This window comes from Roseateles oligotrophus (genome assembly GCF_014204525.1).
GTDB lineage: Bacteria > Pseudomonadota > Gammaproteobacteria > Burkholderiales > Burkholderiaceae_C > Paucibacter_A > Paucibacter_A oligotrophus_A.
In genome coordinates this window covers 334,863-358,293 of the sequence record NZ_JACHLP010000006.1, presented here as the reverse complement: position 1 = coordinate 358,293, position 23,431 = coordinate 334,863, and the positions used below count along the sequence as shown (strand labels likewise).

Here is a 23,431-nt window from a genome sequence, read left to right as displayed (position 1 = left end):
GGCGGCACCGGCCGTAGGCCGGACAATCCGCGCCTTTCTTTCCGTCATTCCCATAAGGAAGCTGCCATGCATCCCGTGCACCGCCGTCCGGCCCATCCGGCCCATCCGCTGGTCCAAGCACTTGCCGCCACCCTCATCGCGGGTTCGGGCGCCGCACTTGCCCAGGCGAATTCCCTGCCCGGCCCCGGCTTTTACCGCCAGCCAGCCGTCCATGGCCAGAACGTCTATCTGGTGGCCGAGGGCGATCTCTGGCGCGTGGGCCTGACGGGCGGCCGGGCCGAGCGCCTCAGCACCCATGGCGGCCAGGAGACCCTGCCCGCCGTCTCGCCCGACGGCCAGTACCTGGCCTTTGTGGGCCAGTACGACGGCCCCGGCGACGTCTACCTGCTGCCGGTGCAAGGCGGCCTGCCCAAGCGCCTGAGCTGGGACGGCGCGGCCCTGCGCGTCTGGGGCTTCAGCGCCCAGGGCGAGGTGCTGTTCACCGGTCCGGCGCAAGACGGTCGGCCCATCACCCAACTCTATGCCGTGGACCCCAAGACCCTGGCGCGCCGAACCCTGCCGGTGGGCCAGGCCAGCGACGGCGCGCTGAGCGCCGACGGCCGGCAGCTCTTCTTCACCCGCAACGGCCTGCGCGGCGACAACGCCCGCCAGTACCGTGGCGGCGCCATCGCGCGCCTGTGGACCCTGGACCTGGCCAGCCAGGCGGAAGCCCGCCCCCTGCTGGCCGAGGGCGCCAACGACAAGCGCCCCATGCCTTACAAGGCGGCCGATGGCAGCGAGCGCATCGCCTTTTTGTCGGACCGTGACGGCACGGTCAATCTCTGGTCCGTCGATCTGAAAGGTCAGGACCTGCGCCAGCACAGCCAGCACAAGGGCTGGGACATCCGCCACGCCTCGGTCAGCGAGGGCCGCGCCGTCTACGCCCTGGGCGCCGATCTCTACAGCCTGGACCTGAACGCCGCCGCCGGCAGCAGCCAGAAGCTGGACATCCAGCTCGGCGGCGACTTTGAACAACAGCGCCAGCGCTGGATCACCAAGCCGCAGGACTTCCTCACCGACACCCACCTGGCCCCGAATGGCGAGCGCGTGCTGCTGGCCAGCCGCGGCCACCTGGCCACCCAGGGCCTGGGCACGCTGCGCCGCGCCGAGCTGCCCCAGCCGGACTACGGCCGCTGCCGCACGGGCGAGTTCAGCGCCGACAGCAAGAGCGTGTTCGCCCTGTGCGACTTCAGCGGCGAGCGCGAGATCTGGCGCTTCGCCGCCAATGGCCTAGGCAAGCCCGAGCAACTGACCCAGGGCGCGCAAGCCATGCGCAGCAAGCTGCTGCCCTCACCGGACGGCCGCTACCTGGCCCACCAGGACAAGGAAGGCCACCTCTTCCTGACCGACTTGAAAGCCAGCGGCAAAGACGCTGTGGGGGCAACGAAGCAGATCGCCCACAACCAGGTGGAAGGTAATTTCGAGCATCTGGCCTGGTCGCCCGACGGCCAGGCCCTGGCCTTCACCCAAACCCTCAGCAATGCCAACCGCGCCCAGCTGATGCTCTTCAATCTGAAGGATGGCCGCACGCATCAGCTGAGCTCGGAGCGCTACGACAACGAGGCCCCGGCCTTCACGCCCGACGGCCGCTGGCTCTACTTCACGTCGCAGCGCCATTTCGCCGTCAGCAATACCAGCGGGCCCTGGGGCGACCGCAATATGGGCCCCTTCTTCGACCGCCGCACCCGGCTTTATGCCCTCGCCCTGCAGTCCGGCCAGCGCTTCCCCTTCGCGGCCAAGACCGAGCTGGACGGGGCCGAGGCCAAGGCCGAAGAAAAGGCCGAGGGCAAGAGCGACAACAAGCCGGAGGCCAAGGCCAAGCCCGCCATCCAGTGGGAAGGCCTAAAAGATCGCTTGTTCGAAGTGCCCCTGGCCGCCGGCAACTACAGCCATCTCAAGACCGATGGCAAGCGCCTGTGGTTCCTCGATGCCGAGGGCGGGGCCGAGCGCAAGACCAGCTTGAAGACCCTGTCCATCGACAATCTGGGCGGCAGCGCCGAGACCGTCAGCGCCGATGTGCGCAGCTTCGAGCTCAGCGCCGACGGCAAGAAGCTGATGCTGTTGCGGGGCAATGGCGGCAGCACGCCGGAGATCCTGCTGGTGGACGCCGCGCCCAAGCTGCCGGCCGAGTTGCCCAAATTCCAGGTCCGCTGGAGCGACTGGCAGATCGCCACCGAACCCAGGCAGGAATGGCGCCAGATGTTCCAGGACGGCTGGCGCATGCACCGCGACTACTTCTACGACAAGCAGATGCATGGCGTCGATTGGCCGGCCATGCGCGCCAAGTACGAGCCGCTGGTGGAGCGGGTTAGGGACCGTGCCGAGCTGGCCGAGCTGATGGCCCAGCTGGTGGGCGAGTTGGGCGCCTTGCACAGCCAGGTGAACGCCGGCGATGTACGCAAGGGCGAGGAAGGCCCCGGCCTGGCTGGCCTGGGCGCGCGCTTCAGCCGCAGCGGCAAGGCGGGCGAACAGGGCTTGCGCATCGAGCAGATCTACCGCAGCGATCCGGAACTGCCCGCCGAGCAAGCACCCCTGGCCGCCGCCGGCCTGGATCTGAAGGTGGGCGATGTGATCACCGCCATCAACGGCCGCAAGATCAGCGAGGCAACACATGAGTCCGAGCTGCTGCGCGGCCAGGCCGGCCGCCAGGTCTTGCTGCAGGTCCGCACGGCCGAGGGCAAGGACGTGCAGCGCATCGTCACCCCGGTGGACGGCAAGCGCGAGGGCCAGCTGCGTTATGCCGACTGGCGCTACTCACGCGCCCAGGCCGTGGCCGCGGCCTCGGGCGGCCGCATCGGATATCTGCATCTGCGCGCCATGGGCCGCGACGATATCGCCGACTTTGTGCGCGAGTTCTATGCCCAGACCGACCGCGAAGGCCTGATCATCGACGTGCGCTTCAACGGCGGCGGCAATATCGACAGCTGGATTTTGGAAAAGCTGCTGCGCCGTGCCTGGGCCTACTGGCAGCGCCGCTCGCCGGAAGGCTCGGCCACCTTCTCGAATATGCAGCAGAGCTTCCGCGGCCATCTGGCGGTGCTGATCAACGAGGAGACCTACTCGGACGGCGAAACCTTCTCCGAAGGCATCAAGCGTCTGGGCCTGGGCCCCACCATAGGCAAGACCACCTCGGGTGCGGGCGTCTGGCTGTCGGACCAGAACCGTTTACTGGACAACGGCATCATGCGCGCGGCCGAGACCGGCCAGATGTCGCCGGACGGCAAATTCATCGTCGAAGGCAAGGGCGTCACGCCCGACATCGAGGTGGACAACCCGCCGCGTGCCACCTTCGGGGGTGCCGACGCCCAGTTGGATGCCGCCATCGCCCTGCTGAAGAAGGCCATGGCCGACAAGCCCCTGCCCCAGGTCAAGCCCGGCCCCTATCTGCGGCCGGTGAAACCTTGAGTTAGGGATTTGCGAGACGCAAAGTAAAACGGGAGGCCCAGGCCTCCCGTTTTTTATGCGACGAGCCAATCAGCTCAGCGTCACCCGTGCAAACTTGCGCTTGCCCACTTGCAGGACATAAGTGCCGGCCTCGACCTTGAGCCCTTTGTCGCTGATGGCCACGCCGTCGATCCGGACCCCGCCCTGCTCCACCATGCGCAGGCCTTCGCCGTTAGAGGCCACCAGGCCGGCCACCTTCAGCAGGCCGCCTATGCCCATCGGCGCGCCGCCGACGCTCAGCTCGGGCATCTCGTCAGGAATACCGCCGCGAGCGCGGTTGTTGAAATCGGCCTCGGCGGCCTCGGCCGCAGCCGCGCTGTGGAAGCGCGTGGTGATCTCCTTGGCCAGCATGACCTTGGCGTCCTTGGGATTGCGGCCCGCCTCCACCTCACGCTTGAGCGCGGCGATCTCGTCCAGGCTCTTGAAGCTCAAGAGGGTGAACCACTTCCACATCAAGATGTCGCTGATGGACAGGACCTTGGCGAACATGCTGTTGGGCGGCTCGGTGATGGCGATGTAGTTGTTCTTGGACTTGCTCATCTTCTCGACGCCGTCCAGACCCTCCAGCAAGGGCATGGTCAGGATGCACTGCGGCTCCTGGCCGTATTCCTGCTGCAGGTGGCGGCCCATCAGGAGATTGAACTTCTGATCGGTGCCGCCCAGCTCCAGATCGCTCTTCAAGGCCACCGAGTCATAACCCTGCATCAGCGGGTACAGGAACTCATGCACCGAGATGGGGGTCTGCGCGGCAAAGCGCTTGGTGAAGTCGTCGCGCTCCATCATGCGGGCCACCGTGTACTTGGCCGCCAGTTGGATCATGCCGCGCGCGCCCAGCGGATCGCTCCACTCGGAGTTGTAGCGGATCTCGGTGCGTGCGGGGTCCAGCACCAGGCTGGCCTGGGCGTAATAGGTCTCGGCGTTGTGCTTGATCTGCTCGGGTGTGAGCGGCGGGCGGGTGGCATTGCGGCCCGAGGGATCGCCGATCATGGAGGTGAAGTCGCCGATCAGAAAGATCACCTGATGGCCCAGGTCCTGCAACTGGCGCATCTTGTTCAGCACCACGGTGTGACCGATATGGATGTCCGGCGCCGTCGGGTCCAGGCCCAGCTTGATGCGCAGGGGCACGCCCGTGGCCTCGGACCTGGCCAGCTTTTGCAACCAATCGGCCTGGGGCAGCAGCTCGTCCACACCGCGCAAGCTGATGGTCAGGGCTTGCTGCACGCTCTCGGTCACCGGGTAGCTGGGCTTGGCAGAGGCCGTCACAGAGGGCTTGGGGGCGTCGTTCTCAGGTGTTCGCAATTCGGACATAACAGCAGCAGGGCCTAGGTAAAGCTTGGATTTATCGGGTTTTCGCGGCATTGGCGCCGGGGGCGGGTCGGTATACTCCGACGCAGCCCGCAACGGCAAGCCCACAAAGGCATGCTTGTTGCGCGTTTCAGACAATTCTAGTGGACGCTTGCCGGGAACCGATTCGCGGCGACGTTGCAGGCCTTGAACGATGGGGTTGAGGCCATTTTTTCGGATGCCTCGGGCCACAGCAGTCTTGCCACTGCGGAACGCCCGGCGTCAGAACAACAAGATCGTTGGGACTTCCTGAGCGTGACTGATCGAATCATTGCCATCAAAGAATCGCTGACACAAAAGCTAAAGCTACAGCTGACAGGCGCCGAGGCCTTTGCCGCTCGGCATCCGCGCGCCCTCACTGGCACCGTCGTCACCCTGCTCACCGGTTTTGCCGTCACCGCTTTCGGTATCGCCCCCCTGGCTCCGGATGCCAAGGAATTGCCCCAGACCCTGGTCGAGCAAAGCATTCCGCATCCGGACCTGGACGCTCAGCTGGCCGCCTTGGCCGAGCACCAGATCGGCCTCTCGCGCAATGAGCTGACCCGCAGCAGCGACACCGCCGACAGCCTGCTCAAGCGCATGGGCGCTTTCGACCCGGCCGCCGCCCAGTTCCTGCGCAATGACCCCGACGCCCGCCGCCTGCTGCAAGGCCGCGCCGGCAAGATGGTGCAGCTGACGGCCGATGCCTCGGGCACGGTGCAAAGCCTGGTGGCCCGCTTCCAGGCCGAGAGGCCCGAACAGCAGTCCAGCCATTTCAGCCGCCTGAGCATCAGCCGCCAGGGCCAGGGCTTCAGCGCCAAGTTCGAAACCCTGCCTCTGCAGGCCCAGGTCCGCCTGGCCAGCGGCAGCATCCGCAGCTCCCTGTTCGCCGCCACCGATGAGGCCCGCATCCCCGATGCCGTGGCCTCGCAGATGGCCGAGATGTTCTCCGGCGATATCGACTTCCACCGCGAGCTCAAAAAGGGCGACCGCTTCTCCATCGTGTTCGAGAGCCTCACCGCCGACGGCGAGCCGATCAACTGGGAAGGTGCGGGCGGCCGCCTGGTGGCGGGCGAATTCGTCAACAACGGCAAGACCTATACCTCGGTCTGGTTCAAGGACAGCGTCACCGGCAAGAGCAATTTCTACGGCTTTGATGGCAGCAGCAAACGCCGCGCCTTCCTGGCCAGCCCGATGGAGTTTTCGCGCGTGACCTCGGGCTTCGCCATGCGCTTCCACCCCATCCACCAGACCTGGCGCAAGCATCTGGGCGTTGACTACGGCGCGCCCACCGGCACGCCGGTGCGCAGCGTGGGCGATGGCACGGTGGAGTTCGCCGGCTGGCAGAACGGCTTCGGCAATGTGGTCCACATCCGCCACAGCGGCGAGCGCACAACGGTTTACGCCCACCTGAGCCGCATCGATGTGAAAAAGGGCCAGAAGATCGAGCAGGCCCAGCGCGTCGGCGCCGTTGGCGCCACCGGCTGGGCCACCGGCCCGCATCTGCACTTCGAGTTCCGCGTCAAGGGCGCCCACCAGGATCCGCGCGCCATTGCCCGTGCCGCCGAAGCCGTCGTGCTGCCCAATTACGCCCGCGGCCAGTTCCAGCAAGTCGTCGCCCAGGTGAAGACCCAGCTGAGCGTGGCGCAGACGGTGGATGGCTCGACCAGCGCCGACTGAAAGAAAGAAGAGCACAGCGGCCAGCCGCCATCCGGCCATGAGCGAGCTTTTTATCGGCCTGATGTCGGGCACCTCGCTGGACGGCGTCGATGCCGTGTTGGTTGATCTGGGCGATGGCGCCGTGCGCCTGCTGGCCCATCAGCACGACCCCTTTCCCGCCGCCCTGCGCGAGGAATTGCTGAGTCTCAACAGCCCAGGTGACAACGAACTCCACCGCGCCGCCCTGGCGGCCAATGCCCTGGCCCGCAGCTATGCCGACAGCGTCACCAAGCTCTTGGAAAAATCTGGCCAGCGCAAGCAAGACATCCGCGCCCTGGGCGCCCATGGCCAGACCGTGCGCCACCGGCCGACCGAGTTCGATGGCTGCGGCTACACCAGCCAGTTGCTCAACGGCAGCCTGCTGGCCGAGCAAAGCGGGGTCGCCGTTGTCTGTGATCTGCGCAGCCGCGATCTGGCAGCGGGCGGCCAGGGTGCGCCCCTGGTGCCGGCCTTCCACCGCGCCGTGTTCGGCCGCAGCGACGCCGATGTAGCCGTGCTCAATATCGGCGGCATCAGCAATCTCAGCCTGCTCTCACAGGACGGCAAGAGCCTGGGCTTTGACTGCGGCCCCGGCAACTGCCTGATGGACGGCTGGATCGCCCTCCACTTTCAAAAAGACTTCGACGCCGATGGTGCCTGGGCCGCCAGCGGCCGGGTTCTGCCCGAGCTGCTGGCCCGCCTGCTGGCCGAGCCCTACTTCCAGCAGCCGCCACCGCGCAGCACCGGGCGCGATCTCTTCAACAGCGCCTGGCTGGCGCGCGCCTTGCGCGGCGATGAGGCCGCGGCGGATGTGCAAGCCACGCTGCTGGAGCTGACGGCACAAAGCATTGTCGGCAGCCTGACCCCAAGCCAGCGTAGCGGCGAGTTACTGGTCTGCGGTGGCGGTGCGCTGAACGGCCAGTTGATGCACCGCCTGCAGGCCTTGCTGCCACAGATGCAGGTGCTAACAAGCAACGCACGCGGCGTGCCGGTGATGCAGGTGGAGGCCGCAGCCTTTGCCTGGCTGGCCCAGCGCTTTGTCCACGGCCTGCCCGGCAATCTGCCCCAGGTGACCGGCGCGGCCGGACCGAGGATCTTGGGTGCGCTCTATCCCGCCTGAATCCCAAGCGGACACAAGAAAGCCGCCCGTGGGCGGCTTTCCAGTTCAGGCAGCGAATCTTCGACCGGTGATCAGGCCGAGAAGCTGGAGCCACAACCGCAGGTGGTCGTGGCATTCGGGTTCTTGATGACGAACTGGGCGCCTTGCAGGTCTTCCTTGTAGTCGATCTCGGCACCCATCAGATACTGCAAGCTCATTGCATCGATCAGCAGGGTCACGCCATTCTTGACCATGGCGGTGTCGTCTTCGTTGACGGCCTCATCGAAGGTGAAACCATACTGGAAGCCCGAGCAGCCGCCACCTTGCACAAAGACACGCAGCTTCAGTTCGGGATTGCCTTCTTCGGCCACCAGATCACGCACCTTGTCCGCAGCGCTGTCGGTGAAGACCAGCGGTGCAGGCATATCGTCGGCCTGGGGGACGGTTGTTTCAAGCACTGCGCTCATGGTCATTCCTCGGTTTTTTCAACTGCGCCTATTGTCGACGCTTTTGCTGGGAGAAGCCGTATCGGCGCCGATACAGGCGGGCTCCCCATAAGGTTATTGCGGAAAATCCCTCCGCAGAAACAAACAAGGCCGCTGAAAGCGGCCTTGTTGTTGGCCTGAGCCGGATCGCAAAGACCCAGCCACAGGACGGAAGTTCGATCAGCGCTTGCTGAACTGCTTCCGGCGACGAGCGCCGTGCAGACCGACCTTCTTACGCTCGACTTCACGCGCATCACGCGTGACGAAGCCGGCGCGGCTCAGTTCGGGCTTCAGGGTCGCGTCATAGTCGATCAGGGCGCGGGTGATGCCGTGGCGCAGAGCACCGGCTTGACCCGACTCACCACCACCGTGCACATTCACCTTGATGTCGAAGGTCTCGCCATGGTTCGTCAGCAGCAGGGGCTGCTTGGCGATCATGATCGAGGTCTGACGGCCGAAATACTCGCCGATGGCCTTGCCATTGACGACGATTTGGCCGGTGCCCTTCTTGATGAAGACACGAGCGACCGACGACTTGCGGCGGCCTGTACCGTAGTTCCAGTTTCCGATCATCATCGTTCCTTAGATTTCCAGAGCCTTGGGCTGCTGAGCGGCGTGCGGGTGGCTAGGACCTGCATAGACCTTCAGCTTCTTCACCATGGCATAGCCCAGAGGACCCTTGGGCAGCATGCCCTTGACAGCCTTTTCCAGGGCGCGGCCCGGGTGCTTGGCTTGCATGTCCTTGAACTTGGTGGCGTAGATGCCGCCCGGGAAACCCGAGTGACGGTAATACACCTTGTCATTGGCCTTGTTGCCAGTGACGCGCAGCTTTTCTGCGTTGATGATGACGATGAAATCGCCGGTATCCACGTGAGGCGTATAAATGGCCTTGTGCTTGCCGCGCAAACGGAGTGCCACTTCGCTGGCAACACGTCCGAGCACCTTGTCGGTGGCGTCAATCACAAACCACTCGTGCGTCACTTCGGCCGGCTTGGCGCTGAAGGTCTTCATGAGTTTCTTTCGAATGTTTGCCTCAAAATAAGGCAAACGGTCGGATGGTTGATTGGAGTCTTTTCACTACTGATCGCTGTTGTTCGGTGCCGCTTATTGGGAGTGGCTCTAGAAAGAACCGACTCTCGCGACCTCTCACACACGAGCGAAAAGACTTCTCTCCCCGCAACCAAGATCGGGGAAAGCCCGCCATTCTAGCAGCGAAGCGTGATTTTTGAGAAGTCTTTTGTTCGATCCATCGTTTGTCGGGCGAGCATCCAGGGACTTCCCAGGTTAGTATCAGGGTTACTACCAGGAGCCCTCCGCAGGCCTCAGCATGAAATCCAGCCCCGAAGCAGCAAAAGTCGAGCCCTCGCAGACCCAGACCGGCACGCCCGGCCAGGGCGGCAGCGTCGCCGAAGAAATGTCCGGCTGGGGGCCGACGTCGGCCTTGAAGCGCCTGTCGTCCTGGGTGCCCATCCGTTCGCTGGCCCGCCGCCACCGCCATCGCATTGCTCAGCACCTGCTGCAGCTGGATGAGCGGGATCGCTATCTGCGCTTCGGCTACCCAGCGTCGGACGAGCAGATCAGCCGCTACGCCATGTCCCTGGACTTCGCCCGCGATGAGGTCCTGGGCATCTTCAACCGCCGGTTGGAACTGGTCTCCATGGCTCATCTGGCCTATGCCCCCAGCCCGCAGCGCGCAGGCCAGGCGGCGATGGCGGAGTTTGGCGTCTCGGTGCTCAAACAGGTGCGTGGCCGGGGCTTTGGCGCCCGCTTGTTTGAGCGCGCCGCCCTGCACGCCCGCAATCGCGGCATCGACACCTTATTCATCCACGCCCTGAGCGAGAACGGCGCCATGCTGAAGATCGCCCGCAATGCCGGCGCCACGGTGGAGCGCGATGGCTCCGAGTCCGAAGCCTGGCTGCGCCTGCCACCCGACACCGTCTCCTCCCATGTGGGCGAGGCGATCGAACGCCATATGGCCGAACTGGACTTTCAGTTCAAGCGCCATGCCCGCGTCTTCGGTGAAATCATCGAGGGCGTGGCCGAGGTCAAGTCCAAATTCGATTCCGGCGGCAAGGCCGCCAAGCTCTGAACAAGCTGCGCCGCAAAGCTTTTTCATCCCCTGAACTAGGGGGATTTGGCCTGGGTTGCCACGGGGGTAGGCGTCACAAATATCCGCTACATTCGCTAGAGAAGCGCTAAATTTGATGCGCAAAATCAAAAATTTAGGCTGTCGAGGGAAATGCAAACCACCATTTTGTGGACGACTGCGTTGGCCGCATGCTTCGTCACTCTGGCACTTGCCCTCATCTGGGCTTTGCGGCGACCCGCCAACTCAGGCAAGCCCTTGCCGGCAGACTGGTCACTGACCGCCCGCCCCGTCTTCAGCGCCGACGAACGCCGCGTCTACCGCCTGCTCAAAGAAGCCCTGCCCCACCACATCATCCTGTCCAAGCTGCCCCTGGTGCGCTTTTGCCAGCCCACCGAGGCCAAGGAAGTGCGCTACTGGTATGAGCTGCTGGGGGCCATCCACGTCAGCTTCGCCGTCTGCAGCCCCAACGGCCGGGTGCTGGCCGCCGTGGATCTGGACAGCGACCGCGGCATGTCCGGCCGCAGCCTGCAGATCAAGCAGCAAGTGCTGGGCGCCTGCCGGGTGCGCTATCTGCGCTGCCCCATCGACAATCTGCCCAGCGCCGCCGAGTTGCAGCTGCTGGTGCCCTTCAGCAACAGCCAGTCGCGCGGCCCCCAACCCGCTCCCGTGCCCAGTACTCTGGGCGCGGCCCGGTCCAGCATCAACAGCAACACGCCACGCCGCCATGCGGCCGGCCACGCTGGCCGCAGCCAGGCCCTGTGGCAGGACTCCTCCATCTTCAACGACTCCTTCTTCGCACCTGACAGCCGCTTCGACCCCGCCAGCGGCGGCCCGCGCGGCTTCCAGAACTCCCGCCCCTTTGCCGAAGCGTTGAATGCCGAGTCGCAATACCCCGACGAAGCGCCCAATGACATCGTCGGCATGGTGGTGGAGTCACCCCGCTACGGCACGCGCCTGCCGCGCTGAAGTAAAACTGCCCCTCGCCCAATCTCGCCCCGCTGAACGCGGGCGAGCCTGGTCGGTCTTGCAGACCGCGCTGCGGCCAAGGCCGCAGCCCTTCGGCAGGCACATCACGCCCACTGGGCGCAATGTGTCCGGCCTCAGCCCCCGCGGGGACGAGGCCACATGCGGCATTGAGCCGCAAGCGGCCTCAGGCGGGCCGGCGCTCGGCCCGAAATACCCGGTTTCATGCGTTGCGGGTGGCGCATCAGCACCATGGACAACTGAGATTCCAGGCCTGCGATACTGCAGGCGGCGCCCACCCCAACGGTCGGCGCCGTTTTTCATTGATGAATCCTGAACAAGATCTCGCCTTCGGCACGCTCACGCCCGAGTTCATGCTGGACGCCCTGGACGCCGCCGGCCTCTACGGCGATGGCCGCATGCTGCAGCTGAACTCATACGAAAACCGGGTGCTGCAACTGCATCTGGAAGACGGCCGCGTGGCCGTGGCCAAGTTCTACCGCCCCGAGCGCTGGAGCGACGCGCAAATCCTCGAGGAACACGCCTTCGCCCGCGAGCTGGCCGAGGCCGAGGTACCGGTGGCCGCGCCCTGGGCGCTCAACGATGCGCGGGGCCTGCTGGCCCTGGCCGGCGATCCGCCGACGCTGGCCCATATCGGCTCCCAGCGCTTTGCCGTCACACCCCGCCAAGGCGGGCGCTCGCCCGAGCTGGAAGACCCCGAGGTGCTCACCTGGATAGGCCGCCTGCTGGCACGCCTGCACGAGGTCGGCCGGCGCCAGCCTTTTCAGCACCGCCAGCTGTGGGCCAGCGCCGAGCCGGGCCGCGTGGCGCGCGACTGGCTGCTGGCGCAGGACTGCGTGCCCTTGGACATCGTGAGCGACTGGCGCGCCGTCGTCGATGCCTGCCTGCAAGCCATCCAGGCCGCGTTTGACGGCCTGCCCGAGCTGCAATTGCTGCGTCTGCACGGCGACTGCCACCCCGGCAATATTCTGTGGACACCCGACCACGGCCCTCATTTTGTCGATCTGGACGATGCGGTGATGGGCCCGGCCGTGCAGGACTTGTGGATGCTGCTGCCCGGCGACGAGGCCGCCGCCCGCCAGCAACTGGCCTGTGTGTTGGAGGGTTATGAGACCATCGCCCCTTTTGACCGCCGCGAGCTGCGCCTGATCGAACCGCTGCGCACCCTGCGCATGATCCACCACAGCGCCTGGCTGGCCAAGCGCTGGGGCGACCCGGCCTTCCCGCTCGCCTTCCCCTGGTTCGGCAGCAGCAATTACTGGCACGACCAAGTGGCCAAGCTGCGCGAGCAGCTGGACTTGATGCAGCCCAGAAAAGACGATCTCGACGTCGGCGCGCCCAGCGACAACTACGAGATCGACGATTCAAACTTCAAATAAGGCCAGCCAGGCCCCAGACCTTCAAACGAAATCTCTAGCTGCCAGATCGTAGTGGCGATGACCAAGGGTTCCATCGGCTCTCAACTTGTCGATCTCGCGCCTCAGTGTCAGCAGTCGCTCGTGGTACTTAGGCTCACCGAGCTTGAGCAAGGAAGCCAAGGGGCTCGATGAGGACAAGGCCATCAAGATATCCACGCTTTTCGCGCGCCCCTGGTGACGGATGTCTGCGATCACTGCGCAGACCGTATCCTCCGCCCCATTCAGCTTGTATTGGGCGGCGTAGCCCACCATCTTGGACTTGAAGTTGTCGATGCCGACAGCCACCTGCACATCACGGTGCAAAGGGTCGTTCTGCACCCAGTGGATGAACTTGGCCGACTGGATGACCTCGGTGTCTTCGACCTCGTTGCGCGTCGGATTGAGGTAGTCGAGCAGACCTGCTGTGGAGGATGAGGTCTCAAGAGGCACGGAACTGCCATCGCCCGCTTGCCGACAAATCCGCCCTTCAATCAACTGCAGGTCGGGAAAGTACTCTGCGGCGAGCGGTAGCGACAGCAGTTTGCGGAAGTACAGGACGAAGTCGCCATCGGGAACGTGGGCAGCAAACTGAAGAAAGGAGAAGGTGAACAGAGCGCGGTCATAGGTGTTCAAGGTGTGAAAGAGTGCGCCCTCGGCCATCGCGGTGGGGTGGATGAAGTCGGCCCAGAAGCCAAAGCGCGGCCGGAAGGTCTTGCGGTCGTAGCTTTGCCCGGACTGCCCCTCGATGTTCATCAAGCCCTTGCCACCCTCGTAGGAAACGCGCCGGCCGATGAAGAAGCGCCGGCCGTCCACTTTGCCAAAGTACTTATTGCCTTGTTCGAGAGAGAAGTTGACGATCTTCATGAGACCTCCTTGCGCTCGGTGACGCTCCGGCAGACGCGATGCGCCGACCCGGGCGAGTCAGCCTAGCAATCCCGCGTCATCTGGGAATCCCTCAAGCGCTGGAAGCGCATGCTCTTGCACTGTGATGTGATCCCAGGCCTTTGGAGGCATCTATGTCGCTTAAAACCGGAATGCGCGCTGATCCTTGGCTGATGGCTTTGGCTGCGGCGCTTGCCATGGCTTCCACTGCGGCGGCGGAGCCCGATGCCGAATATGCGGTTCGGTGGAAATCCACGGAGGGTGGGCCGGCCACGCTTGACGAGGCCGCCGAGCTGTTGAAGGTCGATGGGCCACCCACCGTGTACTCGATTCGCTACTTCTCAAGCAACAAGACGGCAGACGCGACGGCGGCCGGCCCGATTCTTCGCGAGCGCCAGAGCAAGAAGAAGACCGACGTGAGCTGGAAATACCGCAGCACGGTCGGCTGGGCGGACATCCCCGACGGTGCCTGGTGCCCGCTGATCGGCAAAACCAAGCACAAGGACGAGATCGACCTCACCGTGCTGGATGAGGAAACGGTTCGCCGGGTTTACTCACGCAGCTGCACCACCAAGGCAAGCCTGGGAAGCGCATTGCCAGCAGCCATGGTGGGCCCTCAGCGCGGCTGCACCGCAACCATGACACGGCGCGAGTCCGCCGACGAAACCGTCACGATAGAGTCCTGGAAGCTTGCCGGAGAGACTGCCATCTTTCTCGAGGTGTCGAAGAAAGGTGCCGACACCCCCGCTGCGCTGGCGGCATTTCGGTCGGACATCCTCAACAGGCTGCGTTCGGCGGGAGTGCGCCCGCTCGAACGAAGCAAGACCGAACTCGGCACCGAATGCCATTGAGCGCCGTCGAGACGGCGCGGTCAGAACATCAGTTCAGGCCAGCAACATCGCGTTGACCCGACGCACATAGGCGGCAGGATCTTCCAGATGCCCGCCCTCGGCCAGCACGGCCTGGTCGAAGATCACCTGGGCCAGCTCATCGAACTGGGCGCTGCCGTCCAGCTTCTTAACCAGGGCATGCTCGGCATTGATTTCCAGCGTGGGCAGGGAGGCCGGCGCGGCCTGGCCGGCCTGCTTGAGCAGGCGGGCCAGATGGCCGCTCATATCGCCCTCTTCCACCACGATGCAGGCGGGGGAATCGACCAGGCGGGTGGAGACGCGCACATCCTTGGCGCGGCTCTTCAGCGCCTCCTTCAGACGGTCCAGCAGGGGCTTGAGGTTTTCAGCAACCTCTTCGGCCTTCTTCTTCTCTTCCTCGTCCTGCAGCTTGCCCAGATCCATCGCGCCCTTGGCCACCGACTGCAGGGGCTTGCCCTCGAATTCGTAGAGATGGGACAGCATCCACTCGTCCACCCGGTCGGTCAGCAGCAGCACCTCGATGCCTTTTTTGCGGAAGATCTCCAGCTGCGGGCTGTTCTTGGCGGCGCTGAGGCTGTCGGCGGTGATGTAGTAGATCGCGTCCTGGTCTTCCTTGGCGCGCTTCAGGTAGTCGGCCAGGGAGACGCCCTCGTCGGCATGGGTGGAGGCAAAGCGCAAGAGCTTGGCCAGGCGTTCCTGGTTGGCATGGTCCTCGCCCACACCCTCCTTCAGCACCGAGCCGAAGTCCTTCCAGAAGTCCGCGTATTTGGCGCGTTCGGCGGCGTCCTCGCTATCGGCCAGGGTCTCCAGTATGGAGAGCACGCGCTTGGTCGAACCCTCGCGGATGGCCTTCACATCGCGGCTTTCCTGCAGCAGTTCGCGGCTGACGTTGAGTGGCAGATCGGCCGAATCGATCACGCCCTTGACGAAGCGCAGATAGACCGGCATCAGCGCCTCGGCATCGTCCATGATGAAGACGCGCTTGACGTAGAGCTTGACGCCGCCACGCTTGTCGCGGTTCCACAGGTCAAACGGCGCCGTCTTGGGAATGTAGAGCAGCTGGGTGTATTCGCTGCGTCCTTCCACGCGGTTATGCGTGTGAGCCAGCGGCGCTTCGCTGTCGTAGCTGATCTGCTTGTAAAACTCCTCGTACTGCTCCTGCGTGACCTCGCTCTTGCTGCGCGACCACAGGGCCGAGGCCTTGTTGACCGGCTCCCACTCGTCCTTCAGCACCTGCTCGCTCTTCTCGGCGTCCCACTCTTCCTTGCGCATCAGGATGGGCAGGGAGATGTGGTCGGAGTATTTGCTGATGATGGACTTCAGGCGCCAGGTCTTGAGGAACTCCTCCTCGCCCTCGCGCAGATGCAGGATCACATCGGTGCCGCGGCCGGGTTTGTTGATGCTCTCGACCTCGTAGTCGCCCGTGCCCTCGCTGCTCCAGCGCACACCCTGCTCGGCGGCCAAGCCGGCGCGGCGGGTTTCCACCGTGATGCGGTCGGCGACGATAAAGCCCGAGTAAAAGCCCACGCCGAACTGGCCGATCAGATTGGCGTCCTTCTTCTGATCGCCTTCCAGCTTGGCCATGAATTCGCGCGTACCGCTCTTGGCGATGGTGCCCAGATGAGCAATCGCTTCCTCGGCGCTCATGCCGATGCCGTTGTCGCTGATGGTGACGGTGCGGGCGGCTTCGTCGAAGGAGACCCGAACTTCCAGATTCGGCGTGTCCTCGAACAGGGCGGCGTTGTCCAGAGCCTCAAAGCGCAGCTTGTCGCAGGCATCAGAAGCGTTGGAGACCAGCTCGCGCAGGAAGATTTCCTTGTTGGAGTAGAGCGAGTGGGTGACGAGGTGCAGGATCTGCTTGACCTCGGCCTGGAAGGAATGGGTTTGCTTGGTCATGGCTTGTCTGAGCTTGTTCTTGAAAGAGAAAAATTCAAATGAGAGTGCCGCTTGGTCCTGCTTGCGCGCAGGCAGGCAAGAAACAGCAGCCAGCGCCCCGCACCTGGGGTCGCCGGCTTGCATTTCAAGGCTTGATTTTCGCCTGCCGAAGGCCGCGTCAATAAGAGATGGCGTGCTTGGCCACGTCCACGCGCAGCAAGGCCTTGCTCAGGGCACCGCTGGCGGCGCGAGCATAGTCCAGGGCCAGGGCCGGATCGGCAAAGGCGGCCGGCCCCAAGGCGGCGGCCACGGCCACGATCTTGTCGGCGATCAAGACCTTGCCCGAACCACGCATGGGCACACAGCCATGCAGAACGAACTGCTCATCCAGCCATGCCCGTGCGGCCTCGAAGGACAGAACCTCGCTGCCATCGACCTGCAGATCAAATTCATGCGCTGGGCCGAACACGACCTTGACTGTGCTGTGCATTCCTGACTCCTTCAAATGAACCACCGGATGCGAGCCCTGTGAGCGAGGCCCAGCCCTATTTTGCGGCAAGCGCCGGGGAGCCGGGCTGCTTCGCTCAGCCGCGGGCGCTCTTGACCGCCTCGCTCAGCACCTCCAGCACGGCCAGGGAGTCGTCCCAGCCCAGGCAGGCATCGGTGATGCTCTTGCCGTACTCCAGCTGGGCCGGGTCATCCTTGCCGGGGCTGAACTTCTGCGCGCCGTCGAACAAATGGCTTTCCACCATCAGGCCGAAGATATGCCGGCTGCCCGCCTTGAGCTGGGCCGCCACATCGCGCGCCACATCGAGCTGGCGCTTGTGCTGCTTGGAGCTATTGGCATGCGAGCAGTCCACCATCAGCGTCGTGTCCAGCTTGGCCGCGGCCAGCTCCTTGCAGGCGGCGGCCACGCTGTCGGCATCGTAATTGGGGGCCTTGTTGCCGCCGCGCAGGATGACGTGGCAGTCCTTATTGCCCTTGGTCTCGACGATGGCGACCTGGCCGTTTTTGTGCACCGACAGGAAGTGGTGCGGGCGGGCGGCGGCCTGGATGGCGTCGGTGGCGATCTTGATATTGCCGTCGGTGCCGTTCTTGAAGCCGATGGGGGCGGACAGGCCCGAGGCCAGCTCGCGGTGCACCTGGCTCTCGGTGGTGCGCGCGCCGATGGCGCCCCAGGAGATCAGGTCGCCGATGTATTGCGGCGAGATCACGTCCAGGAACTCCGAACCCGCCGGCATGCCCAGGCGGTTGATCTCCAGCAGCAGCTGGCGGGCGATGCGCAGACCCTCGTCGATGCGGTAGCTCTCGTCCAGATAGGGGTCGTTGATCAAGCCCTTCCAGCCCACCGTGGTGCGCGGCTTCTCGAAGTAGACGCGCATGACGATCTCCAGCGTGTCGGCGTACTTCTCGCGCTGCACCTGCAGGCGGCGGGCGTACTCGACGGCGGCGGCCGGGTCGTGGATGGAGCAGGGGCCGATGATGAGCAGCAGGCGATCGTCCTTGCGCTCCATGATCTTGCGGATGTTCTCGCGCGTGCCGCTGATCAGCTTTTCCATCGGCGTGCCGCTGATGGGGAAGAAGCGGATCAGGTGCTCGGGCGGGGGCAGCGGAGTGACGTCACGGATGCGCTGGTCATCCGTCTGGCTGGTCTTGTCCTGCGGGGAGTACCAGCGTTCGGCCTGGTGTTCCGCTTTCTCATGCTTGGCATTCTTGGCATTCATGTGTGACGTCTCTCGGCTGAAAAGAAAAAAGGAATGAGGCAAAAAAAAACCGCCTGGCTGGGGGCCGGGCGGTTTTCTGAGATCTGCTGCGCTATCGCGTGTTCGCGTCATCGCCTCTCAGCCGCCTTGGGCCAGAGAACCAAAAATACGCAAAAAAGAAACACACCGGGCGCGAAATCATGGGCTGGAATGTAGCACGCTCTTTTGACGCCAAGCTTTCAGGCGGTACCGCCCACCGTCAAACCGTCGATGCGCAGCGTTGGCTGGCCCACGCCCACCGGCACGCTCTGGCCCTCCTTGCCGCAGACGCCGACGCCGGTGTCCAGCTGCATATCGTTGCCAATCATGCTGACCCGGGTCAGTGCGTCTGGGCCGTTACCGATGATGGTGGCGCCCTTGACGGGGTATTGGATCTGGCCGTTCTCGACCCAGAAGGCCTCGCTGGCGGAGAACACGAATTTGCCCGAGGTGATGTCCACCTGGCCGCCGCCGAAGTTGCTGGCGTAGAGGCCTTTCTTGATGCTGGCGATGATTTCCTTCGGATCTTTGTCGCCACCCAGCATATAGGTGTTGGTCATGCGCGGCATGGGCACATGGGCATAACTCTCACGTCGACCGTTGCCGGTGGGCGCCACCTTCATCAGGCGCGCATTCATCGCGTCCTGGATATAGCCCTTCAGAATGCCGTCCTCGATCAACACATTGCGCTGCGAGGCACAGCCCTCGTCGTCCACATTCATGGAGCCGCGGCGGTCCGGCAGGGTGCCGTCGTCCAGCACCGTCACGCCCTTGGCGGCCACGCGCTGGCCGATGCGGCCGGCAAAGGCGCTGGAGCCCTTGCGGTTGAAGTCACCCTCCAGGCCATGGCCTATGGCTTCGTGCAAGAGCACACCGGGCCAGCCCGGGCCCAGCACCACGGTCATCTCGCCGGCCGGGGCCGGGCGCGATTCCAAATTGGTCAGGGCCGCCGTGACGGCCTGCTCCACATAACTGGCAATCATCTCGTCGCTGAAATAGGCCAGGCCGAAGCGGCCGCCGCCGCCGCCCGAGCCCACCTCGCGGCGGCCATTGCTCTCGGCGATCACGGTCACGCTCAGGCGCACCAGAGGGCGCACATCGGCGGCTAATGTTCCATCCGCACGGGCCACCAGAATCACCTCATGCTCGGCGGCCAAGCCGGCCATGACCTGGGCCACGCGCGGGTCCTTGGCGCGGGCCATGCGCTCGGTGCGCTCCAGCAAGGCCACTTTCTCGGTGCTGTCCAGGCTGGCGATGGGGTCGTCCATGCCGTAGAGCGCGCGGCTGGCCGCCACGGTGCCCGTGCTGGGCACCTTGACGCGACGGCTCTGGCCGGCGGCGGCAATGCTGCGCACGGTCAGCGCGGCGTCCAGGATGGCGGCCTCGGAGATGTCGTCGGAATAAGCAAAGGCCGTCTTCTCGCCCGTCACGGCGCGCACGCCCACGCCCTGGTCGATGCTGAAGCTGCCGCTCTTGACGATGCCCTCCTCCAGGCTCCAGCCCTCGGCACGGGTGGTCTGGAAGTAGAGGTCGGCATCATCGACGCGATGCTCGGTGATCAGCCGCAAGGCTTTGTTGAGCACCGCTTCGCTGAGACCATAGGGCTCCAGCAATTGGCTACGGGCTGCTACCAGGCGGGCAAGTGTGGGTTCGCGCGAAATCATGGGGGCATTGTAGGAGGGGCGGCAAAGGCCTGGGCCAGGGCGTCGAAGACCAGGCGCAGGCGCGGCGTGTCGCGCAACTCGCGGTGGGCGGTCAGCCACAGAGGCAGGGGCGGGATGGGGATCTCGGGCAGCACGCGCAGCAGGGCCGCGTCCCTGGCCGCCAGCACCTGCGGCCCGACCGCGATGCCCATGCCGGCGCGCATGCATTCCCAGGCCACCAACTGGTTGTCGCAGCGAAAGCCGAAGAACTCGCGCCCGATCTGGAATCCCGCCCGGGCAAAACCGCGCAGCATCAGCTCGGACTGGTCATAACCCAGCCACTGGTGCTGCAGCAGATTGCCCATCTCGGGCCGGCCATGGCGGGCGAGGTAGTCGCGGTGGACGTAAAAGCCCAGCGCCCAGTCGCCCAGCTTGCGCGCCACCAGGGTGGGCTGCTCGGGGCGGAACATGCGCAGGGCGATGTCGGCGCTGCGCTCCTGCAGATTGGCCACCTGGTCGCTGGCCACCAGCTCGATCTGGATCTCGGGGTGCTGGCGCCGCAGGTCCAGCAGCACCGGCGGCAAAAAGTGATGGCTGACCACCTCGCTGGCCGTCAGCCGCACCGTGCCGGCCAGGGACTGGTCGCGCGCGGCCAGCGCCAGGCTCAGCTCGCGCGCGGCATCAAACATGCGCTGGGCGGCCGGCAGCAGGGCCTGACCGGCGGCCGTCAGGCGCAGGCCGCGGGCATGGCGCTCGAACAGGGTCTGGCCCAAATCCGCCTCCAGCGCCGCCAGCTGGCGGCTCAGCGTGGGCTGGCTCTGGCCCAGCCGGGGAGCCGCCCGGTTGAGCGAACCGGCCTCGGCCAGGGCCAGAAAGACCTGCAGCAAGGACCAATCCAAGTCTTGATTCATGCGCCGATTATTAATTCATTGATGCATAGCTGCGATTCAGAAACATGGCTTCCGCATAACTCCGTGGATGGACACACTGCAAGCATCGCCAGCTCAACAAGACATGCCATGCAAAAAACGGTTCTCATCCTCGGCGCCGCCGGCCGCCTGGGCCAGGCGCTAGGCCCGGCCTTTGCCCAAGCCGGCTGGCAGGTGCTGGCCCAGGCGCGCAAGCCCTTGCCCGCGCCGCTGCTGGGCCAGCCCCTGATCCAGGCCCTGCGCTGCGACGCGCTGGACAGCGGCGCGCTGCTGCAGCAGGCCAGGCAGGCGGCGGCCGAGATCCCCGTCGTGATCAATGCGCTGAACCCGCCCTATCACCGCTGGGAGGCCATGCTGCCGCCCCTGGCCGCGAGCGCGCAGGCCACGGCCCAGGCCCTGGGCGCCCTGCTGATGCTGCCCGGCAATGTGTATAACTTTGGCCGCGATCTGCCGGAACGGCTGGACTTGTCCACAGCCGAGCGGCCCGACACATCCAAGGCCCGGCTGCGCATCGCGCTGGAGGCGCGGATGGCCGCGGCGGCGGCCCAGGGCCTGGACTCGGTGGTGCTGCGCGCCGGTGATTTTTTCGGCGGCACCGGCAGCGGCAGTTGGTTGGACCTGGCGATCGCGAGCAAGCTGGACCGGGGCGTCTTCGTCTACCCCGGCCCGCTGAACCTCGTCCATGCCTGGGCCTATCTGCCCGATCTGGCCCAGGTCTTTGTGCGGGTGGCCGAGCGACGGGCCCAGTTGCGCGGCCACCACCGCTATCACTTCGCCGGCCATGCGATCGAGGGTCAGGTCTTGCTCTCGACGCTGGAGCGGCTCCACGGCCGCAAGCTGAAGCCCCGCCGTCTGCCCTGGGGCTTGATGAAGCTGGGCGGGCTGCTGGTCCCCAGCTGGCGCGCCGTGACCGAAATGCGTTACCTCTGGGAGCGGCCCCATCGCCTGGTGGACACCGAGCTGCTTGCCCTGATCGGCGCGCCGTCCCACACAGCGCTAGCGCAGGCCTTGCGTGACAGCATCCCGGCCCTGCTGACTCCCGCCAAGGCCCCCAAGCTCAACACCAAGCTCAGCCCATGATGATTCACCGCGAACGCCTATGCGCCAGTCTGGACGGCGACTTCGTCGTCTTCCTGATCGGCATGCGCATCAACAAACCCTGGCTGCTGCACAAATGGTGGCCGGTCGCCCAGGCCATGCCACGCATGCTGAAGGAGTTGCAAGCCAAGCCCGAGCTGGGCCTGCTGCATGCCGATCTCTGGTTTTCACGCACCATCCTGCTCGTGCAGTACTGGCGCTCCATGGACCAGTTGCTGGCCTATGCCAGAAACCGCGAAAGCGAGCATCTGCCTGCCTGGGCCGCTTTCAACCAGGCGGTGGGCACGGACGGCACGGTAGGCATCTGGCACGAGAGCTATGCCGTCTCGCCGGGCCGTTATGAAAATGTCTACCTCAATATGCCGGCCTTCGGCCTGGGCCGCGCCGGCCATTTGCAGCCGGCCAGCGGGCTGCGCAAATCGGCGGCCGGGCGGCTGCAGGCCAGCGATTCAGAGCCTCAATCGTCCTGAGACTCACGCGCCTTCTTCTGCGCCAGCGCCAGCTCGTAAAGCTTGTTGCGCGGCGCGCCGCTGATTTCGGCGGCCAGCGCCACGGCCTGCTTGAGCGGCAACTCGGCCGCCAGAATCTGCAGGGTCCGCAAGGCCTCGATGGGCAGATCGCTGTCCGCCGCCGATTCGGGCTTCAAGGCATGCAGCACCAGCACGAACTCGCCGCGCTCGCGCTGGCTGTCGGCCGCCAGCCAGGCCGGCAGCTCGGCGGCGGGGGCGGTGTAGACGGTCTCGAACTGCTTGGTCAGCTCGCGGCAGACCGTCACTTTCTGCCGCGGGCACACATCGGCCAGCAACTCGATCAAGGCCTGGATGCGGTGCGGGGCCTCGAACAAGACCTGGCTGCGCGGGCTCTTGCACAGGGCCGAGAGCGCCGTGCGGCGCTCGGCCGCCTTGGTCGGCAAGAAGCCGGCAAACTCAAAGCCCTGGGCCTGGGCATCGCCCGCCACGCTCAAGGCGGTGACGGTGCTGCTGACGCCGGGCACCGGGAAGACACGCAGGCCGGCCGCCGCCACCGCCGCCACCAGCACGGCGCCGGGGTCGGAGATGGCCGGCGTGCCGGCGTCGCTGATGTAGGCGATGCGCTCGCCCTGCTGCAGGCGCCGGATCAGGCCGGCGCTGGCCTCGTGCTCGTTGTGCTGGTGCAGGGCGATCAAGGGTTTGTGCAGGCCCAGATGGCGCAACAGGCCGCCGCTGACCCGGGTGTCCTCGCAGGCCACGGCATCGACCAGGCTCAGCACATGAACGGCGCGGTAGCTCAGATCGGCCAGATTGCCGATGGGCGTGGCCAGCACATACAGCGTGGCTGCGGGATACTGCTGCGAGCCCGCGGCCGCCGCCGCGGCCTGCAGCATCAAGGAGGAGGCATTGCCGACGATGTTGTTCAAGTGGAGGGTTTCCCGTGCTTCATCCAAGACCTTTGGCGAGGCGGCCGAAGAACATGCCCTGCAATTTCTGCAGCAGCACGGCCTGCGCCTCGTGGAGCGCAATTATCGGGTCGCCGCCGGCCCGCGAGCGCGGGCCGGCGAGGTGGACCTGATCATGCGCGACGCCGAGGGCACCCTGGTCTTCGTCGAGGTACGCGCCCGCGCCGACGCCTCACACGGCGGCGCGGCGGCCAGCGTGGGCGCCGCCAAGCAGCGCCGGCTGATCTACGCGGCCCAGCACTTTTTGCTGAACCAGGCCACGCCACCGCCCTGCCGTTTCGACGTCATCGCGATCGAAGGGGAGCAGATTGAATGGCTACAAGCCGCATTCAATGCCGAGTAAACCGTTACAGGCTGCTGCAGCGCGTCGATCGAGGGTTTGCCTGCAAGCCTTATGATC

At 65.2% G+C, this 23,431-nt stretch carries 21 protein-coding genes; 10 read left to right on the top strand and 11 right to left on the bottom strand.

The features are described 5' to 3' along the window. Positions 1 to 66: 66 nt before the first annotated feature. Positions 67 to 3,444: a S41 family peptidase gene (locus tag HNP55_RS16275; protein WP_184301556.1), complete on the top strand. Its 3,378-nt coding sequence runs from the start codon at positions 67 to 69 to the stop codon at positions 3,442 to 3,444. Positions 3,445 to 3,513: 69 nt separating this feature from the next. Here HNP55_RS16275 and tyrS read toward each other — a convergent pair whose 3' ends face one another. After that, complete coding sequence (tyrS, locus tag HNP55_RS16270; RefSeq protein ID WP_184301553.1) at positions 3,514 to 4,791, bottom strand: tyrosine--tRNA ligase; 1,278 nt, start codon at positions 4,789 to 4,791, stop codon at positions 3,514 to 3,516. A gap of 291 nt (positions 4,792 to 5,082) precedes the next feature. Here tyrS and HNP55_RS16265 point away from each other — a divergent pair, with 291 nt between their 5' ends. Continuing rightward, complete coding sequence (locus tag HNP55_RS16265; protein WP_348648719.1) at positions 5,083 to 6,486, top strand: M23 family metallopeptidase; 1,404 nt, start codon at positions 5,083 to 5,085, stop codon at positions 6,484 to 6,486. 37 nt (positions 6,487 to 6,523) lie between these two features. Beyond that, positions 6,524 to 7,624 carry an anhydro-N-acetylmuramic acid kinase gene (locus HNP55_RS16260; protein WP_184301550.1) on the top strand — a complete coding sequence of 367 codons (1,101 nt, stop codon included), beginning with the start codon at positions 6,524 to 6,526 and terminating at the stop codon, positions 7,622 to 7,624. 71 nt (positions 7,625 to 7,695) lie between these two features. Here the strand turns inward: HNP55_RS16260 and erpA are convergent, their stop codons facing one another. The 3 genes from erpA to rplM form a co-directional block, all read right to left on the bottom strand. Continuing rightward, positions 7,696 to 8,070: an iron-sulfur cluster insertion protein ErpA gene (gene erpA / locus HNP55_RS16255; protein ID WP_184301548.1), complete on the bottom strand. Its 375-nt coding sequence runs from the start codon at positions 8,068 to 8,070 to the stop codon at positions 7,696 to 7,698. A gap of 198 nt (positions 8,071 to 8,268) precedes the next feature. Then, positions 8,269 to 8,661 carry a 30S ribosomal protein S9 gene (gene rpsI, locus HNP55_RS16250; RefSeq protein ID WP_184301886.1) on the bottom strand — a complete coding sequence of 131 codons (393 nt, stop codon included), beginning with the start codon at positions 8,659 to 8,661 and terminating at the stop codon, positions 8,269 to 8,271. Between the two features lie 9 nt (positions 8,662 to 8,670). After that, positions 8,671 to 9,099 (bottom strand): 50S ribosomal protein L13, encoded by a 429-nt coding sequence (gene rplM, locus HNP55_RS16245; RefSeq protein WP_124453582.1) that lies wholly within the window; start codon positions 9,097 to 9,099, stop codon positions 8,671 to 8,673. 403 nt (positions 9,100 to 9,502) lie between these two features. Here rplM and HNP55_RS16240 point away from each other — a divergent pair, with 403 nt between their 5' ends. From HNP55_RS16240 to HNP55_RS16230, 3 genes are all read left to right on the top strand, one after another. Then, positions 9,503 to 10,177, top strand: coding sequence for a GNAT family N-acetyltransferase (locus HNP55_RS16240; protein WP_184301883.1), 675 nt, complete (start codon positions 9,503 to 9,505; stop codon positions 10,175 to 10,177). Positions 10,178 to 10,432: 255 nt separating this feature from the next. Continuing rightward, on the top strand, positions 10,433 to 11,143 hold the full coding sequence (locus HNP55_RS16235; RefSeq protein ID WP_184301545.1) for a DUF2726 domain-containing protein: 711 nt from the start codon (positions 10,433 to 10,435) through the stop codon (positions 11,141 to 11,143). A 323-nt stretch (positions 11,144 to 11,466) separates the two neighbouring features. Continuing rightward, positions 11,467 to 12,540 (top strand): serine/threonine protein kinase, encoded by a 1,074-nt coding sequence (locus tag HNP55_RS16230; protein ID WP_184301543.1) that lies wholly within the window; start codon positions 11,467 to 11,469, stop codon positions 12,538 to 12,540. Positions 12,541 to 12,561: 21 nt separating this feature from the next. Here HNP55_RS16230 and HNP55_RS16225 read toward each other — a convergent pair whose 3' ends face one another. Then, positions 12,562 to 13,422, bottom strand: coding sequence for a hypothetical protein (locus HNP55_RS16225; protein ID WP_184301540.1), 861 nt, complete (start codon positions 13,420 to 13,422; stop codon positions 12,562 to 12,564). A 152-nt stretch (positions 13,423 to 13,574) separates the two neighbouring features. Here HNP55_RS16225 and HNP55_RS16220 point away from each other — a divergent pair, with 152 nt between their 5' ends. Further along, positions 13,575 to 14,291 carry a hypothetical protein gene (locus tag HNP55_RS16220; protein WP_184301539.1) on the top strand — a complete coding sequence of 239 codons (717 nt, stop codon included), beginning with the start codon at positions 13,575 to 13,577 and terminating at the stop codon, positions 14,289 to 14,291. A gap of 33 nt (positions 14,292 to 14,324) precedes the next feature. Here HNP55_RS16220 and htpG read toward each other — a convergent pair whose 3' ends face one another. The 5 genes from htpG to HNP55_RS16195 all read right to left on the bottom strand — a co-directional run bounded on the left by htpG (position 14,325) and on the right by HNP55_RS16195 (position 20,480). Beyond that, positions 14,325 to 16,205, bottom strand: a complete 1,881-nt coding sequence (gene htpG / locus HNP55_RS16215) for a molecular chaperone HtpG (RefSeq protein ID WP_184301536.1) — start codon at positions 16,203 to 16,205, stop codon at positions 14,325 to 14,327. A gap of 157 nt (positions 16,206 to 16,362) precedes the next feature. Beyond that, a complete protein-coding gene (locus HNP55_RS16210) occupies positions 16,363 to 16,674 on the bottom strand; it encodes a hypothetical protein (protein ID WP_184301533.1) in 312 nt (103 codons plus the stop codon). A 94-nt stretch (positions 16,675 to 16,768) separates the two neighbouring features. Then, complete coding sequence (locus HNP55_RS16205; RefSeq protein WP_184301531.1) at positions 16,769 to 17,908, bottom strand: 3-deoxy-7-phosphoheptulonate synthase; 1,140 nt, start codon at positions 17,906 to 17,908, stop codon at positions 16,769 to 16,771. Between the two features lie 218 nt (positions 17,909 to 18,126). Beyond that, on the bottom strand, positions 18,127 to 19,590 hold the full coding sequence (gene tldD / locus HNP55_RS16200) for a metalloprotease TldD (RefSeq protein ID WP_184301528.1): 1,464 nt from the start codon (positions 19,588 to 19,590) through the stop codon (positions 18,127 to 18,129). Beyond that, positions 19,587 to 20,480, bottom strand: coding sequence for a LysR family transcriptional regulator (locus tag HNP55_RS16195; RefSeq protein WP_184301525.1), 894 nt, complete (start codon positions 20,478 to 20,480; stop codon positions 19,587 to 19,589). The genes tldD and HNP55_RS16195 overlap by 4 nt, the downstream gene beginning before the upstream one ends. A gap of 108 nt (positions 20,481 to 20,588) precedes the next feature. Between HNP55_RS16195 and HNP55_RS16190 the strand changes: the two genes are divergently transcribed. Continuing rightward, entirely contained in the window at positions 20,589 to 21,578 is a 990-nt protein-coding gene (locus HNP55_RS16190) for an NAD-dependent epimerase/dehydratase family protein (protein ID WP_184301522.1), read from the top strand. After that, positions 21,575 to 22,066, top strand: coding sequence for a DUF4188 domain-containing protein (locus tag HNP55_RS16185; protein WP_348648718.1), 492 nt, complete (start codon positions 21,575 to 21,577; stop codon positions 22,064 to 22,066). The genes HNP55_RS16190 and HNP55_RS16185 overlap by 4 nt, the downstream gene beginning before the upstream one ends. Here the strand turns inward: HNP55_RS16185 and rsmI are convergent. Continuing rightward, positions 22,054 to 22,959 (bottom strand): 16S rRNA (cytidine(1402)-2'-O)-methyltransferase, encoded by a 906-nt coding sequence (rsmI, locus tag HNP55_RS16180; protein ID WP_184301877.1) that lies wholly within the window; start codon positions 22,957 to 22,959, stop codon positions 22,054 to 22,056. The two genes, HNP55_RS16185 and rsmI, sit on opposite strands and share 13 nt — an antisense overlap. 22 nt (positions 22,960 to 22,981) lie before the next feature. Here rsmI and HNP55_RS16175 point away from each other — a divergent pair, with 22 nt between their 5' ends. Beyond that, the gene (locus tag HNP55_RS16175) at positions 22,982 to 23,374 is read left to right on the top strand and encodes a YraN family protein (protein ID WP_184301519.1); all 393 of its coding nucleotides are present in this window, start codon (positions 22,982 to 22,984) and stop codon (positions 23,372 to 23,374) included. The last annotated feature ends 57 nt before the right edge of the window (positions 23,375 to 23,431 follow it).

Coding starts and splice junctions, on each gene's coding strand:
- HNP55_RS16205 (WP_184301531.1), bottom strand. CDS start 17,908: ATGAATGCCAAGAATGCCAAGCATGAGAAAGCGGAACACCAGGCCGAA.
- erpA (WP_184301548.1), bottom strand. CDS start 8,070: ATGAGCGCAGTGCTTGAAACAACCGTCCCCCAGGCCGACGATATGCCT.
- HNP55_RS16230 (WP_184301543.1), top strand. CDS start 11,467: ATGAATCCTGAACAAGATCTCGCCTTCGGCACGCTCACGCCCGAGTTC.
- HNP55_RS16190 (WP_184301522.1), top strand. CDS start 20,589: ATGCAAAAAACGGTTCTCATCCTCGGCGCCGCCGGCCGCCTGGGCCAG.
- HNP55_RS16240 (WP_184301883.1), top strand. CDS start 9,503: ATGTCCGGCTGGGGGCCGACGTCGGCCTTGAAGCGCCTGTCGTCCTGG.
- HNP55_RS16275 (WP_184301556.1), top strand. CDS start 67: ATGCATCCCGTGCACCGCCGTCCGGCCCATCCGGCCCATCCGCTGGTC.
- rsmI (WP_184301877.1), bottom strand. CDS start 22,959: ATGCTGCAGGCCGCGGCGGCGGCCGCGGGCTCGCAGCAGTATCCCGCA.
- rpsI (WP_184301886.1), bottom strand. CDS start 8,661: ATGATCGGAAACTGGAACTACGGTACAGGCCGCCGCAAGTCGTCGGTC.
- HNP55_RS16185 (WP_348648718.1), top strand. CDS start 21,575: ATGATGATTCACCGCGAACGCCTATGCGCCAGTCTGGACGGCGACTTC.
- HNP55_RS16260 (WP_184301550.1), top strand. CDS start 6,524: ATGAGCGAGCTTTTTATCGGCCTGATGTCGGGCACCTCGCTGGACGGC.
- HNP55_RS16210 (WP_184301533.1), bottom strand. CDS start 16,674: ATGCACAGCACAGTCAAGGTCGTGTTCGGCCCAGCGCATGAATTTGAT.
- HNP55_RS16175 (WP_184301519.1), top strand. CDS start 22,982: ATGTTGTTCAAGTGGAGGGTTTCCCGTGCTTCATCCAAGACCTTTGGC.
- HNP55_RS16225 (WP_184301540.1), bottom strand. CDS start 13,422: ATGAAGATCGTCAACTTCTCTCTCGAACAAGGCAATAAGTACTTTGGC.
- HNP55_RS16195 (WP_184301525.1), bottom strand. CDS start 20,480: ATGAATCAAGACTTGGATTGGTCCTTGCTGCAGGTCTTTCTGGCCCTG.
- rplM (WP_124453582.1), bottom strand. CDS start 9,099: ATGAAGACCTTCAGCGCCAAGCCGGCCGAAGTGACGCACGAGTGGTTT.
- htpG (WP_184301536.1), bottom strand. CDS start 16,205: ATGACCAAGCAAACCCATTCCTTCCAGGCCGAGGTCAAGCAGATCCTG.
- tyrS (WP_184301553.1), bottom strand. CDS start 4,791: ATGTCCGAATTGCGAACACCTGAGAACGACGCCCCCAAGCCCTCTGTG.
- tldD (WP_184301528.1), bottom strand. CDS start 19,590: ATGATTTCGCGCGAACCCACACTTGCCCGCCTGGTAGCAGCCCGTAGC.
- HNP55_RS16220 (WP_184301539.1), top strand. CDS start 13,575: ATGTCGCTTAAAACCGGAATGCGCGCTGATCCTTGGCTGATGGCTTTG.